General features: G+C 71.3%; 8 protein-coding genes and 1 pseudogene. 2 read left to right on the top strand and 7 right to left on the bottom strand.

Going from position 1 to position 13969, the window contains the following annotated elements; genetic code table 11:
• Positions 1-177: 177 nt before the first annotated feature.
• On the bottom strand, positions 178-654 hold the full coding sequence (locus ACFU8W_RS01285) for a hemerythrin domain-containing protein (RefSeq protein ID WP_384031123.1): 477 nt from the start codon (positions 652-654) through the stop codon (positions 178-180).
• Between the two features lie 44 nt (positions 655-698).
• Positions 699-1979 carry a nitrate/nitrite transporter gene (locus ACFU8W_RS01280; protein WP_384031120.1) on the bottom strand — a complete coding sequence of 427 codons (1281 nt, stop codon included), beginning with the start codon at positions 1977-1979 and terminating at the stop codon, positions 699-701.
• A gap of 267 nt (positions 1980-2246) precedes the next feature.
• Between ACFU8W_RS01280 and ACFU8W_RS01275 the strand changes: the two genes are divergently transcribed.
• The gene (locus ACFU8W_RS01275; protein ID WP_384031118.1) at positions 2247-2669 is read left to right on the top strand and encodes a pyridoxamine 5'-phosphate oxidase family protein; all 423 of its coding nucleotides are present in this window, start codon (positions 2247-2249) and stop codon (positions 2667-2669) included.
• Positions 2670-3165: 496 nt separating this feature from the next.
• On the opposite strand, the pseudogene ACFU8W_RS01270 reads toward ACFU8W_RS01275, so the two are convergent.
• The 5 genes and pseudogenes from ACFU8W_RS01270 to ACFU8W_RS01250 form a co-directional block, all read right to left on the bottom strand.
• A pseudogene (locus tag ACFU8W_RS01270) lies at positions 3166-4185 on the bottom strand (Acg family FMN-binding oxidoreductase).
• Between the two features lie 33 nt (positions 4186-4218).
• Positions 4219-4665 (bottom strand): hypothetical protein, encoded by a 447-nt coding sequence (locus tag ACFU8W_RS01265; RefSeq protein ID WP_384031116.1) that lies wholly within the window; start codon positions 4663-4665, stop codon positions 4219-4221.
• Positions 4665-7280: a multicopper oxidase domain-containing protein gene (locus ACFU8W_RS01260; RefSeq protein WP_384031114.1), complete on the bottom strand. Its 2616-nt coding sequence runs from the start codon at positions 7278-7280 to the stop codon at positions 4665-4667. The genes ACFU8W_RS01265 and ACFU8W_RS01260 overlap by 1 nt, the downstream gene beginning before the upstream one ends.
• The gene (locus ACFU8W_RS01255; RefSeq protein ID WP_384031112.1) at positions 7261-8535 is read right to left on the bottom strand and encodes a TIGR04053 family radical SAM/SPASM domain-containing protein; all 1275 of its coding nucleotides are present in this window, start codon (positions 8533-8535) and stop codon (positions 7261-7263) included. Before ACFU8W_RS01255 ends, ACFU8W_RS01260 begins: the two co-directional genes overlap by 20 nt.
• 741 nt (positions 8536-9276) lie before the next feature.
• Positions 9277-9777, bottom strand: coding sequence for a hypothetical protein (locus ACFU8W_RS01250; RefSeq protein ID WP_384031110.1), 501 nt, complete (start codon positions 9775-9777; stop codon positions 9277-9279).
• Positions 9778-10267: 490 nt separating this feature from the next.
• Here ACFU8W_RS01250 and ACFU8W_RS01245 point away from each other — a divergent pair, with 490 nt between their 5' ends.
• Entirely contained in the window at positions 10268-13969 is a 3702-nt protein-coding gene (locus ACFU8W_RS01245) for a nitrate reductase subunit alpha (RefSeq protein ID WP_384031108.1), read from the top strand.

Here is a 13969-nt window from a genome sequence, read left to right as displayed (position 1 = left end):
CTCGCGAGGAAGCCGTGCAGGCAGGGGCCGGATGTCCTTGGTCAGGCGCTGACGGGCTCGTCCCGGGCAGGGATTACGGGACAGCCCTGAGGCGTCGAGACGGACCTGCCGGGCAGACGAGCGGCGGACCGGCCGGGTGCAGCGGCTGGTCCGCCGTGGTGAGCCGTGAGTGAGCGGTCAGACAGTCGGCCGGGACAGGGCACTGCCCGCCTCTGCCCGCACCTTCTCGACCGCTTCCCACTCCTCGGTGCCGAGGTTGGCGAGCGCGGCCGGGAAGACGCCGTCCTGTTCCTTGAGGATGTGGTTGCGCAGCATCGCCATCACCTCCATCAGGCGGGTGGCCCAGGCCGGGTCAGTGGGCGTGGCGCCGTCGGCGGCCTCGGCCAGAACCGACTCGATACGGCGGTGCTCGGCCTCCAGAGCGGCGATCTGCTCGGGGAAGTCCCCGGCCATCGCCGGGAACAGGCCGTGCTCCTCGACCTGCGTGTGGGGGCCGAGCACGGTCGCGATCTCGCGGGCGAGCTCTGCCATCCGGGCCACGTCTCCGTCCTGGTGGGCGGGACGGAGGTGGCTGATCAGGCGGACGACCTCATCGTGCTCGCGGGTCAGCTCGTCGATGGACGCCAGGGACTGGCAGCCGCAGTACTCGCACATGGTGTATCTCCTCGCCCGTTCGAAACCCGTTCGATCCGTCGTTCTCACACCGTGGTGTGCGCGCCGTGGTGTCGCCCACGGCCGACACGCGGAGCCCGGTCACCGCCCTGGACGGCGGCCCGGACACCGGTGAGGGTGTAGCCCAGCGCCGCGGCGGCCACAACCGCGAGGAGGACGAGTCCGACCGCGTACGACCCGTACTCCCCGTACAGCGAGCCCATCACCAGCGGCGGCACGAAGCCGCCCAGGCCGCCCGCGGCGCCGACCACGCCGGTGACCGAACCGACCTTGTTCGCCGGGGTCAGCAGGGCCACCAGGGCGAAGGTCGCCCCACTGCCCGCGCCGAGCGCGCCGGCCATGGCCAGGAAGGCGATGGTTCCCACCGGGGCCAGCGACGGGGTGAACGACTGCACCACCGCCCCCGCGGCCACCACGGTCAGCGACGCGGCCAGCACCCGGACCGGGCCGATGCGGTCGGACAACCAGCCGCCGACCGGACGCATCGCCACGGCCAGCAGCACGAACCCGGCCATGCGGTTCGCAGCGTCCGCCTGGGTCAGGCCGTAGCCGGTCTTCAGGTAGGTCGGCAGGTAGACGGAGAAGGCGACGTAGCCGCCGAAGGCCACCGCGTACAGCGCGGACGCCTGCCAGGTGATGCCCAGCCGGGCGGTGGCGGCCAGGCGGCGCCCCAGCGGCTCGGTCGGCACCGTGCGTCCGGACGCGTCACGCAGCAGCAGCGCCGCGGTCACCGCGTACACGGCAAGCACCGCGGCGGTGATCAGGAAGGGTGTCGACATGCTGTGCGCGTCGACCATCTTCACGGTGGTCAGGGCGCTGATCGCGGTTCCGCCCATGCCGGCTCCGAAGACACCGATGGCCATGCCGCGCCGCGCGGGCGGGAACCAGGCGTTGACGAAGGGCACGCCGACGGCGAAGGCGGTGCCGCCGATACCGAGGAAGAATCCGCCGACCAGCAGGGCGGCGAGGGAGGAGTGTCCGGCCACGCCGAGGTAGAGGACCGGCACAATGGTGGCCGCCGACACGATCGGGAACATGACCCGGCCACCGAACCGGTCGGTCAGCGCGCCGACCGGGATGCGGCCCAGGGAGCCGACCACGACCGGCACCGCCACCAGCAGCGACTGCTGGAACGAAGACAGGTCGAGGGAGTCCTTGAAGCGCGGACCGAGCGGGCTGAGCAGCGCCCATGCCCAGAAGTTGACGGCGAAACCGATGGTGGCCAGGGCCAGCATCAGCCATGCCTGGCCGGGCACCGGAGCGCCCGAGACCGGCCTCTCGCTCTCCGTCGTCGTCGGCTGGTTCATGTTGTCCGTCCTTCCCTCTCACGTTGGTTCGGTGGCGCGGGGGGCGCATGGGAACCACAGGTTCGCTGCCCCACAGATCGGACGCCTCGCAGCCACTGTCCGCATCCGGGGCGCCCGAGCGACATGGGCCATGGGTCCCTACGGCCGGGCAAAGGACCCTCAAGGTCAGATCCGGCCGCGCGGCTGCACCCCGCTCCCGCCGGGACACAGCAAAAGAGGGCCGACCGGCCCTACCCCCTTCCCGGCGCCCACAGGGACGATGACCTGATGTCCCCGAACGACGCCTTTCGCACCCTCGACCGGCAGGAGTGCCTGCGCCTCCTGGCCAAGGTGCCGGTCGGCCGTGTGGTCTACACCCGACAGGCACTGCCCGCGGTCCTCCCCATCAACTTCTCCCTGGACGCGGACGCCTCCGTCCTGCTGTGCACATCGCCGGACTCGGACCTCGTACACGCCATCGACGGCGTCGTAGTCGCCTTCGAGGCGGACGAGTTCGACGCGGCAACCCGGTCCGGCTGGAGCGTGGTCGTCACCGGACGGGCCACCGTGTTGACCGATCCCGCTGAGCACGAGCGGCTGTCGCAGACCGGCCCCAGCTCCTGGATGCCCCTGCGGGACGCGGTGTTCGTACGGATCGAGTCCGACATGGTCACCGGACGCGAGCTCAGGGGAGCGCTTGGCACGCAGTGAGGCGCAGCCCGCAGCGACCGCGGGCTCTGACTCAGGCCGCGCGGACACAGGCGCGGGCCGACGGCGCGGAGTCACTCCGTCGGCCCGGTACCCATATGACCGACCGCCGACTGCGGCCCTGTGAGGGAACCAGGTCGTGGGACGTCCACAGCAGGCCGCCTGGGCATGGCGTTCGAAGCGCAGGGCGGACAGCCGTGGCGCGGGTAGCGCACCGGTGTCCGCCCGACTGCTTCCCGCGGACCCATGACTGTGATCAACACCGGTAGCGCCACGGCCCGAACGGCCTGGCGGCGGTGGAGGAAAAAAGGCTGTCACGGACAGTCCGCGCCCCTGGGCAACAGCAGCGGACACCATGTCCGTACGGATCGAGGCGGAACTCGTCACCCGGTGCGAGCTCGGTGCTGCCTGCGACGCAGGCTGACGGGCTGTCCTTGCGGCGGACAGGTGCGGCCCTGTCCGCCGTGTTCCTTGGACGGCGCCGGAAAAGACCGCGTCCTCAGCTCGTTCCGGTAGCGGTTGCGGGCGGTGCTGCGGGACGAACAGCGCAGTGCCCGGGCGCCCGCGGGGTGCGGCCGCCGTCCGGTCCGTAGCCGAACCTGATCAGGATGTGCGGATGACACCGCTTGTGTCCCGGGAGGGCCGTCGCCGCCCGCAGGTCGGGCCATTCCATGGCCTGGTGCAGGAGTGACGTGCGCAGCCCGTGGGCGGTGGCCGTGAGCAGGACGTACTGCAGGGCCTGGCCCGCCCGCAGCCAATCCTCCCGCCGGTCGTGGGACGTCCACAGCAGGGCCACCTGAACGTGGCGTTCGAACCAGAGGGCGGGCAGGCGGAGCGCGGGCAGCGCACCGGTGAAGTCCCGCACCGGCATCCGCGCGGCCGCGTCGGGCGGGCCGAGGGCGGTGACGGGTATCCCGTAGCCGGTGTCTGCTCCCGGGGCGGTGATCCAGGTTCGGGTTTCGGCGGTGCGCTCCGGGTGAGCATGGTTGCGTGCCTCGGCTGCGGCGGTCACACGCAGCAGCCGCCGTGTTCCGGCTATGTGCGGCACATGCAGGCGTGCGCCGGCGGCGCACGCGGCCGCCGTCATCTCCGCCACGATCGGCTCAGGCACCGGTCGGCCGGTGAACGGCATCCGGCTGGTGTGCCGCCGCGCGATGGCCTCATAGAGGCCGGGGTCCGACGGCTGGTCGTCCGCGCCGAGTCGACCGGTCAGTCGCACGGTGGCCAGCAGCCCTGGTTCGCGCGGATCCGGCAGCAGTCTCACCTCCGGCCGCCAGCCCTGGTGGACGGCGGCGAGCCGAACGTTGAAGACCGCGGCGCCCACGGACAGATACTGGGCGCGGTGCATCGGGTCGCTCAGCGGCAGTGTTCACTCCGGCGCCGAACGGACCTCCAGTGCCTGGCTGCCGGGATCCAGGCGGAAGCGCCAGGGCTGTGTGTTGTGGATCGACGGGGCCGCCACGGCCGCCGTCAGGAGCGACTCCACGGTGGCGGCGTCCAGGGGGGCTTGGGTACGCATGATGTCTCCTCTTCTCTTCGTCATGGCCACGGGTCAGGTGGCGGGCAGGGCGGTGGCCAGCAGGACGACGCCGAGCGAGCCGACGAGGGAGGCGACCGCCAGGATCCGGGCAAGTTCGAAGTGGCCCTTGGCGTGGGCGATGCCATGGCCGCCCGCGGCGAGCATCACCACCACGAAGAGGGCGAGTTTGGCCGCCAAGGTACGGCCGTAGCCGGGTTCGGCGAGCGAGGCCCAGGTGACGCCCTTGTGCCAGGCCATGGCCCAACCGGTGGCCAACTGGGCCGGCAGGAACACCGCCCCGGTCAGAAGGCCGAACCGGCGGCCTGCCGCGGCGGTGAAGCGGTCCTTGGCCTCCGGTGCGAGCAGGTGGCGGGCCAGCGGCAGGATCACCAGGGACAGGGCCAGTTGGCCGCCGACCCACAGGGCGGCGCCGGCCACGTGCACGAACCGCACCAGGGACCACAGGCCGACGGTGTCCATCAGCCGCTCACCTCCACCATGCCCATGGCCCCGGCTTCGGCGTGACGCATGTCGTGGTCGACGAAGGAGTAGTGGCCGGCCTCGGGAAAGGTGGTCTCGACGAACCCGCCCTGGGCCGGGGCCAGGTCGAGCACCTGCGATCCTCCGGAGTCACCGGGTTTCAGTAGGTAGGCGCCTTCCCTGTACACGGTGTCGAAGAAAGTGCCGACGATGTGGAAGGCGATGCCGTCACTCGGTCCGGAGGCGACCACCCAGAAGCGGGCCCGTTCGCCGGCCTTCAGAGTCAACGGTGCCTTGGCGTACTGGGCGGCGATGCCGTTGAACACCCAGGCGTCCGGCGTGTCCTGACGCATCTTCGCCACTTGGGCCGCGCTGCCCGGCGTGCCGAGGTAGAGCTCGGAGGAGACCAGCACGTACTCGTGGTTGACCTTCTTGAGGCCGGGTGGGTCGATGATGACGGCGCCGTACATGCCGTTGCCCATGTGCTGGAGCATCGGTGCGGTGCTGCAGTGGTACAGCCACGCTCCGGCCTTCGCGGCGCGGAACCGGTAGACCAGGCGCTCGCCGGGCTGGATGGTGCGCATCGGACCGTCCGGGGCGAGGGAGCCGGCGTGGAAGTCGATGCCGTGACCCATGGACGGGTCGTCGTTGACCAGGGTGACCTCGAAGAGGTCGCCGACCTTTCCGTGCAGGGTGGGGCCCGGCGCGGAGCCGCCGAAGGTCCACATCTGCTGCTTCACGCCCGGGGCCACTTCGACCTCGGTGTGCGCGGCGTGCAGTTCGACCTTGTGGACCGTCCCGTCGGGCGCGGGGGCCAGGTCGGCATCGCGTGGCTGCCAGCCCGCGGGGAAGTCGGCGGAGAGGTCCGGACCGCCGCTGATGGTGGCGGTCATGGAGTGGTCATCGTGCGGGCCCGCGCCGTCGGTATCGCCGGTGACGACGATGTCCATGGTCATCCCGGCCGCCCGGTGGCCCGGCAGGGTGCACCACGCCTCGCGGTTCTCGGTGATCTGCCCGAGGTCGAGCACGTGGGTGTGGCCCTTGGCGAGCATCGGTGTGGTCGGACCGTCCTCGACCTTGAGGTCGTGGTGTTGGGCGTCGGTGTTGGTGACCTTCAGCCGCAGATCGGTGCCCGCGGTGACCTCGATCCGGGCCGGGCGGATGCGCATGTCGGCCAGGGTGACGGCGACCGTGCGGGTGGTCCCGGCACCCGCGCCCGTCGTCCCGGCGGCGCTCACCCCGCCGCTCGTGTTCCCACCGCTGTTGGCCAAGAGTACGGCCAGTACGGTCAGTACGGCCCCTGCGGCAGTGCCGCACACGACCGGGCGACACGAGGCGCCGCCCTTGTCCCCGTCCTGGAGATGACCCCGTCCGCTGCGGACCAGGACGCGCACCACCAGGGCGAGGAACGCGGCCCCGGCCGCCCCGGGCAGCAGGATGCCCGCTGTGCCGACGGGGTCGTGCAGCGGAAGCGCGAGCAGGACCACGCCGAGGTTGAGCGCGACGAGCCGCGGCACCCAGCCCTGCTCAAGCACCGTGCGCAGCGCGGCCCGTTCCTTGGGACCGCCGGCCAGCACTATGGGCAGCAGGTAGGTGAGTGCCCCGATGAGGACCTGCGCGACGAGCCCGACGAGCAGCACCGGGACCAGGGACCCGATGTCGTCCCGTGCCTCGGCGAGCGGCCGTGCGGCCAGGAGCACCAGGTCCGCGACCAGTCCGACCAACAGCCATCCCGCAGCGGCGGCCAGCATCCATGCGGCGGCCGCCGAGATCGCGGGCCGCCGCCGCACCGTACGGGCGAGCAGTTGCGCCGCGACGGCGGCGCCCGCCGCGTAGAGAGCGATGCCGAGTACGGCGGCGGGGCGCCATCCGGCCACCAGACCGGCAACAGCGGTCAGCAGGCCGCCCCCGGTCATCATCAGCACCCAGCGCGCCAGCCGGGTGGTGCGCTCGGCCATGCGCACGCCCAGCACGGTGGGCCAGAGCATGAACAGCGTGCCCAGCACGGGCAGTCCGATCCAGCCGAGGAGCGTGACGTGCACGTGGGCCAGCTTCAGCCCGGTGTAGTGCTGCGGGCCTGCCCTGTCCGTGGCCAGCAGCCAGCCCAGTACCGCACCGACGATCAGGGCCGCGGCGCCGGCCCGGTAGTAGTCGGCGATCGGGGCGAGCCGTCCGCCCAGCGCCCCCCGGCCCATGCGGACCAGTACCACCAGGTGCGCGGCGACCGCGGTGACCGTCAGCGCGCATCCGGCACCGGTCAGGACGGGCAGGTCGGCCCACACGCCGGTGAGGACGCCCACGACGCCGGTGTTGACGCCGGCCAGCCGGGCGTTGCTCCACCGTCGGTCGGGCAGCCGGGCGTGGAGCATGGCGACAGCGAAGTGCTCGCTCCACACCACGATGGCGGTGGTGGCGGCGCCGAGCAGGAACAGATGGATGGCCAGCCAGCGGGCCACCGGCAGTGTCTGCTGGATGCTCGCCGCCAGCAGGGCGAGCACCACCCAGGCCGCGACCAGGACGTGGGCGGCCAGGTGCCGACTGCGCAGGCCGGACGCCTTGAACCTGCTGGGCGGGCGGCCACCTCCGACGGCCGTGTCATTGTTCTTGCTGTACACGGTGCTCCTTGCCGCCCGGGGCGGCGGTCGGACCGGGACGAACAGGCGGTTCCTCGGTGCCTCCGCCGGACAGCAGCGCGGCCAGTTCCCGCTGGTGCGGGAAGGAACCGGGCTGGTAGCCGCACCACGGCTCCTCGGCGTAGGGGTCGCCGGTGACGCCGTAGGCCCGGGACCGCGAGCCGCCGCAGACCTGGCGGAACTCGCACCGCCCGCACCGGCCGCCCAGCCGTTCGGGGTCTCGCAGCCCGGTGAACAGTTCCGAGGTGCGATAGATATCGGTCAGGGGTGTCTCGCGTACGTTTCCGGCGCCCAGCGGCAGGAAGCCGCTGGGGTGCACGCTGCCGGTGTGCGAGACGAAGACGAAGCCGCGGCCCGCGTTGACGTCCAGCGGCGGGCGCCGTACCCGGCGTGTTCCGGCGTCAAGGCCCAACTCGGCGGATCGCTTGCGCAGTTCCCGGTACAGCGGCCCGAGTCCGAGCACGGCCACGTGGTCGTCGCCGCTGTTCGCGAGCACTTGGCGCTGCAGGGCGACGCGGCGGAAGTGGTGGGCTTCGGTGGTCTTGGCGGGCACGGTCAGGCCGACGTCGTAGACGAAGTTGAGGACGTCCTCGACCTCGGCGGGGGTCAGTGCGTCGAGGGCGCGGCCGCGGCCGGTGGGCACCAGGAAGAAGGCACTCCACAGCATCGCCCCGTGCTCGGCGACCAGGCGGACGATGTCGGGGAGGTCGGCAAGGTTGTGCCGGGCGACCGTCGTGTTGATCTGCACCTTCATGCCGAGGCGACGCGCTGTGTCCCAGGCGTCCAGGGTCCAGCGGAACACCCCGGGCACCCCGCGGAAGGCGTCGTGCAGCTCGGCGGTGGAGCCGTCCAGGCTGAGCGAGAGCCCGGACGCGCCCGCAGCGTGCACGGCGCGCAATCGCTCATCGGTGAGCGTCGGGGTGCCAGAGGGGGAGACAGCGACCCGGACCCCGACTTCCCTGCCGTACGCGATGAGGTCGGTCAGGTCGGGGCGCTGGAACGGGTCACCGCCAGTGATCACGAACAGCGGGGCGGGCTGCCCGAAGGCGGACACCTGGCGCAGCAGGTCCTGCGCGGCGGCGGTGTCCAGCTCCCGCGGGTCGCGGTCGGGCACGGCCTCGGCCCGGCAGTGCAGGCATGCCAGCGGGCAAGCCCGGGTGGACTCCCAGATGACGATGAACGGCCGCTCCCCCGCGTCGTGCCGCTGGCGGCGGATGGCACGGACGGCAGCGCTCACCGCACAGCCTTTCCCAGCGCCCTGAGGCTGTGTCCGGCCGCCCTGGAGTCAGGGCAGACGAAGCGGGCGGCCGGACGATGACCGGCCCGGACCGTGCGCGACACCCATGACGGGGGACGTCGGTGTGGGCCGCACGGATGCTGGTTGCAGTAGTACACGGGATACCTCCGGGTCGGTCGCTGATCATCATGCGGAGTCGGGACCGACGAGCGCGGCGGCCGACCAGTCCTTCCCGGTGGGCCGACAGTCCCTCGATCCGGCACTCGTGCCAGGGCCGGACGGCCCGTCGGCACGGCATCGCGCCAGGTGCACGTTCATGCGTGGGAGTCGCCATTCGTCGCAGGAATGCCCACCCCGGACGGCTGAACCGGACGTCCCCGCCTGGGGACCCTTCCGAGGGCGTGATCACTGGTCGCCGATCACGCCCTGTTGTGATGTCATCCTGTCAGCACTGCTGCGGTCAGCAGCCCGAACTCTCGGTTCGCCTGAGGAAGTTGGCATCTACTGCGGGAGATGACCACGCGGCGTTCCCAGGCTTTCGGCGCCGGGCAGGCCGCCCAAGCGAAATGTCTGGGGGCGCATCGACGGTTCTGCGTTCGGTGTCGCTGATCGGATGGCTCGTCGCACGCGCCGGCTTCGGTGCGGGATTCCCGGATCTCATGAGCGGCGGCACCGAGAAGGAGCACACCGGTCCGAGGTCACGCCGGAGTGGGGGCAGGCGTGTGCCGCGCGCCCGGGCGGTCAGGGGCGGCGCTCATCCGCTCCCAGGGCGTTCGCAGTGGCCACCAGGGCCGCGCCGGCACCAGTCAGCAGGGCGCCCAGACCGGTGACGAGGGTGGTGAGGTGCCACGCCTGGTAGGCGGACAGCAGAGAGCCGCGCAGGGTCTCGCCCATGAAGGCGGTCTGGCGCAGCTGGGCGAGTTTCTCGTCGTCGCCTCCGCCGGCGTGCAACTCCTCCGTGATCTCCGCGTAGGTGCGGCCGCCGGTGGCCTTGGCGAGATGATCCTTGATGAGCTCGGCGTACGCATGGGCCTCGGGGCCGGTTTCCACGGGGCCGCCGACGAACCGGGCCAGGTGGGCGGGCAGACCGTGGTCCGGGAACGTGATCTTCTGCGCGGCCAGTTCCGCTCGTATCTCTTTGCGGCCGCTGCGGCCCCGCAGCAGCATGACCGGCCCGGCGACTCCCAGGGCGATGCCGACCATGCCGATGAGGGCGCTGGTGCGGCGGGGCGCAGCGTTCATGAGGTGACTTCCTTCGTTTTCGTGTGCGTGGCGGGGGCCGTCGCGTCCTCGGGGGCCGACGCGAGCGTGAGCACCCTCATGACGTTGTCTCCAGCAGGTCGGCAGTCGGCTTGGCCGACCGGTGCGAATGGCGACGGCCTTTGCGGGGTGCCGACGCGGGGAGGGCGGATGCCGCGTCCGGCCGCGCGGGGCGGCCGGACGCACGACCGAACCGGGCGACACGCGCCGTACTCGCTGCGCCCGAGGCGGCCAGGAACGGGGGAACAGCCGCCGTCAGGTACGGGATGCGGTCCTACGGACAGACGGGCATCTGCGGTTCGATCAATGCTCAGGATGCAACTCCGGGCACACCAGACCGCCCGGCCGACCGGACCCCAACGCCGGGACCATTGGGCCCTATTGAGACCGTCCAAACCGGGCCGGAAGGCCATCCGGCCAGGACCGCCGGCCCCAGGTGCACCCGGGCCCGCACCACCTAGCGTTCCCAGCCATGGAGAACGATCAGAACGCACGGACTCAGGCGTCGAGCGCTGGTGACGGCTGGCCGCTGGCCGCCCGGCGACTGCTCACCCGCCGTGAGGTGTCGGCCGACGGGCGCGCCGTGTTCGGCGAGAACGACGGCAAGTGGGAGGGCTTCTACCGCGACCGCTGGGCTCACGACAAGGTAGTGCGCTCCACGCATGGGGTGAACTGCACCGGCTCCTGCTCGTGGATGGTGTACGTCAAGGACGGCATCATCACCTGGGAGCACCAGGCTACCGACTACCCGTCCATCGGTACCGACTGCCCCGAGTACGAGCCACGCGGCTGCCCGCGCGGTGCCTCGTTCTCCTGGTACACCTACTCCCCCAGCCGGGTCCGCTACCCGTACGTGCGCGGCGCGCTGCTGAAACTGTGGCGCGAAGCCCGGAAGCGGCTCGGCGACCCGGTCGCAGCCTGGGCCGAGATCACCGGCGATCCGGCCAAGGCGCGCGCCTACAAGCGGGCCCGCGGCAAGGGCGGCCTCGTGCGTGCCGACTGGGACGAGGTGAGCGAGCTGGTCGCCGCCGCTCACGTGCACACCGTCAAGGCGTACGGCCCGGACCGCGTCGCGGGCTTCTCCCCGATCCCGGCGATGTCGATGGCGTCGTTCGCGTCCGGCGCCCGCTTCATGTCGCTGATCGGCGGCACCCTGCTGTCGTTCTACGACTGGTACGCGGATCTGCCGATCGCCTCGCCGCAGGTCTTCGGCGACCAGACCGACGTGCCGGAGGCGGCCGACTGGTGGAACGCGGGCTATCTGATCATGTGGGGCTCCAACATCCCCGTCACCCGCACCCCGGACGCGCACTTCCTGACCGAGACCCGCTACAACGGCACCAAGGTCGTCGCGGTCAGCCCCGACTACGCCGACAACGTCAAGCACGCCGACGAGTGGCTGGCCCCGCACCCGGGCACGGACGGGGCCCTGGCGATGGCCATGGGCCATGTGATCCTGCGCGAGTTCTTCGTCGACCGCGAAGTGCCCTACTTCCAGGACTACATGCGCAAGTTCACCGACGCGCCGTTCCTGGTGGCCCTGCGCGAGCACAGAGAGGGCGGCCTGGTCCCGGACGGGTTCTTGACCGCCGCCGACCTCGGACACGACACGGAACATGCCGGGTCCAAAACCGTTCTCCTCGACGCCGCCACGGGCGAACCGTTCGTGCCGAACGGCTCGCTCGGCTTCCGCTGGGGGGAAGCCGAGCAAGGCCGCTGGAACCTCGACCTCGGCGACGTGGTACCCGAGTTGAGCCTGCTTGAGAGCGCGGAGGAGACGGTCGAGATCGCGCTGCCCCGCTTCGACGAGGGCGCGACGGAGGGCGGCTCGGCGGTGGTGCGCGGGGTGCCGGTCCGCAGGATCGGCGGGCGGATGGTCACCACGGTCTTCGACCTGATGCTCGCCCAGTACGGGGTGGAGCGGCCGGGCCTGCCGGGCAATTGGCCGGCGTCGTACGAGGACGCGAGCGAGCCGTACACCCCGGCCTGGCAGGAGACGGTCACTTCGGTGCCGGCGGAGCAGGCGGCCCGGATCGCCCGGGAGTTCGCGCGCAACGCCGAGCGCACCAACGGCCGGTCCATGATTGCCCTCGGCGCGGGCACCAACCACTGGTTCCACTCCGACACCATCTACCGGGCCTTCCTGGCGCTGACGACGATGACCGGCTGCCAGGGCGTCAACGGCGGCGGCTGGGCCCACTACGTCGGCCAGGAGAAAGTCCGTCCCCTCACCGGACTGCAGCACCTGGCGTTCGCCTTCGACTGGCAGCGCCCCACCCGGCACATGGCGGGCACCTCGTACTGGTATCTGAACTCCGACCAGTGGCGCTACGAGGCGTTCGGGCCCGATGAGCTGGCCTCCCCGCTCGGGAACGGGCGGTTCCAGGGCAAGGCGTTCGCCGACTGTCTGGCGCAGGCCGTGCGGCTGGGGTGGACTCCCGGTCACCCCGGCTTCAACCGCAATCCCCTCGACCTGACGGACGAGGCGGCGCGGGCGGGCCGGCCGGTCGCCGAGCACATCGTCGACGAACTGAAGTCCGGGCGGCTGCGGTTCGCCGCCGAGGACCCCGACGACCCCGCCAACTTCCCCCGCGTCCTGACGGTGTGGCGTGCCAACCTGCTCGGCTCCTCCGGCAAGGGCAACGAGTACTTCCTGCGGCACCTGCTGGGCACGGACGCGGCCGTCCGCTCCGAGGAGACCCCGCCCGAGGGACGCCCGCAGGAAGTGGTCTGGCGGGACGAGGCACCCGAGGGCAAGCTCGACCTGCTGGTCACCATGGACTTCCGGATGACCTCCACCAGCCTGCTCTCCGACGTGGTCCTGCCGGCCGCGACCTGGTACGAGAAGGACGACCTGTCCAGTACGGACATGCATCCCTTCGTGCACGCCTTCACACCGGCCATCGCCCCGCCCTGGCAGGCCCGCACCGACTACGACAGCTTCCTCACGATCGCCGACAGGTTCAGCGATCTGGCCGCCGAGCATCTGGGTACACGTACCGACGTGCTGGCGGTGCCGCTGCTGCACGACACCCCCGACGAACTCGCCCAGCCGGGCGGCGTGGTGCGGGACTGGAAGACCGGGGAGTGCGAGCCGATCCCGGGGCGCACCATGCCGAAGCTCGTCGTCATCGAGCGGGACTATGCCGCGACCGCGCAGAAGATGCGTGCTGTCGGCCCACTGCTGGACACCCTGGGCACCACCACGAAGGGCGTCACCGTCCACCCCGACCGGGAGATCGGCGAACTGCGCCGTCGCTGCGGCACCGTCCGTGACGGCGTGGCCGCCGGCCGGCCCTCCCTGGCCACCGCCTCCGACATGTGCGAGGCGATCCTCGCCCTGTCCGGCACCACCAACGGGCGCCTGGCCACCGCGGGCTTCCGCGAACTGGAGCGGCAGACCGGCAGCGAGGGCCTGGTGGAGCTCGCCTCGGAGCGCGAGGCCGAGCGGATCACCTTCGCCGACACCCGGACCCAGCCGCGTTCCGTGATGACCTCCTACGAGTGGTCGGGCTCGGAGACCGGCGGCCGCCGCTACTCTCCGTTCGTCATCAACACCGAGCACAAGAAGCCCTGGCACACCCTCACCGGCCGGCAGCACTTCTTCGTCCAGCACGACTGGATGGCCGAACTCGGCGAGCAACTACCCGTCTACCGGCCCCCGTTGAACACCCCCCGGCACTACGGCGACGAGCAGCTGCACGAGACCGACCGGGCGGAGGTGACGGTCCGCTATCTGACCCCGCACTCCAAGTGGTCCATCCACTCGAACTACCAGGACAACAAGTACATGCTCGACCTGTCCCGCGGCGGCCCGGTGATCTGGATGTCCACCGCCGACGCCGAGAAGATCGGTGTCAAGGACAACGAGTGGATCGAGGCGTACAACCGCAACGGCGTCGTCGCCTGCCGGGCCGTGGTCACGCACCGCATGCCCGAGGGCACCGTGTACATGTACCACGCGCAGGACCGCAACGTGAACGTGCCCAAGACCGAGGTCAGCGGCAAGCGGGGCGGTATCCACAACTCGCTGACCAGGCTGCTGCTCAAGCCGACCCATCTCGCGGGCGGCTACGCACAGTTCACCTACGCCTTCAACTACTACGGCCCGACCGGCAACCAGCGCGACGAGGTCACCGTCATCCGCCGCCGCAGCCAGCAAGTGGAGTACTGA

Source organism: Streptomyces sp. NPDC057565 (assembly GCF_042801455.1).
Lineage (GTDB): Bacteria > Actinomycetota > Actinomycetes > Streptomycetales > Streptomycetaceae > Streptomyces > Streptomyces yanii.
This window is presented reverse-complemented; position numbering and strand designations above follow the sequence as displayed.

Coding starts and splice junctions, on each gene's coding strand:
- ACFU8W_RS01285 (WP_384031123.1), bottom strand. CDS start 654: ATGTGCGAGTACTGCGGCTGCCAGTCCCTGGCGTCCATCGACGAGCTG.
- ACFU8W_RS01280 (WP_384031120.1), bottom strand. CDS start 1,979: ATGAACCAGCCGACGACGACGGAGAGCGAGAGGCCGGTCTCGGGCGCT.
- ACFU8W_RS01275 (WP_384031118.1), top strand. CDS start 2,247: ATGTCCCCGAACGACGCCTTTCGCACCCTCGACCGGCAGGAGTGCCTG.
- ACFU8W_RS01265 (WP_384031116.1), bottom strand. CDS start 4,665: ATGGACACCGTCGGCCTGTGGTCCCTGGTGCGGTTCGTGCACGTGGCC.
- ACFU8W_RS01250 (WP_384031110.1), bottom strand. CDS start 9,777: ATGAACGCTGCGCCCCGCCGCACCAGCGCCCTCATCGGCATGGTCGGC.
- ACFU8W_RS01245 (WP_384031108.1), top strand. CDS start 10,268: ATGGAGAACGATCAGAACGCACGGACTCAGGCGTCGAGCGCTGGTGAC.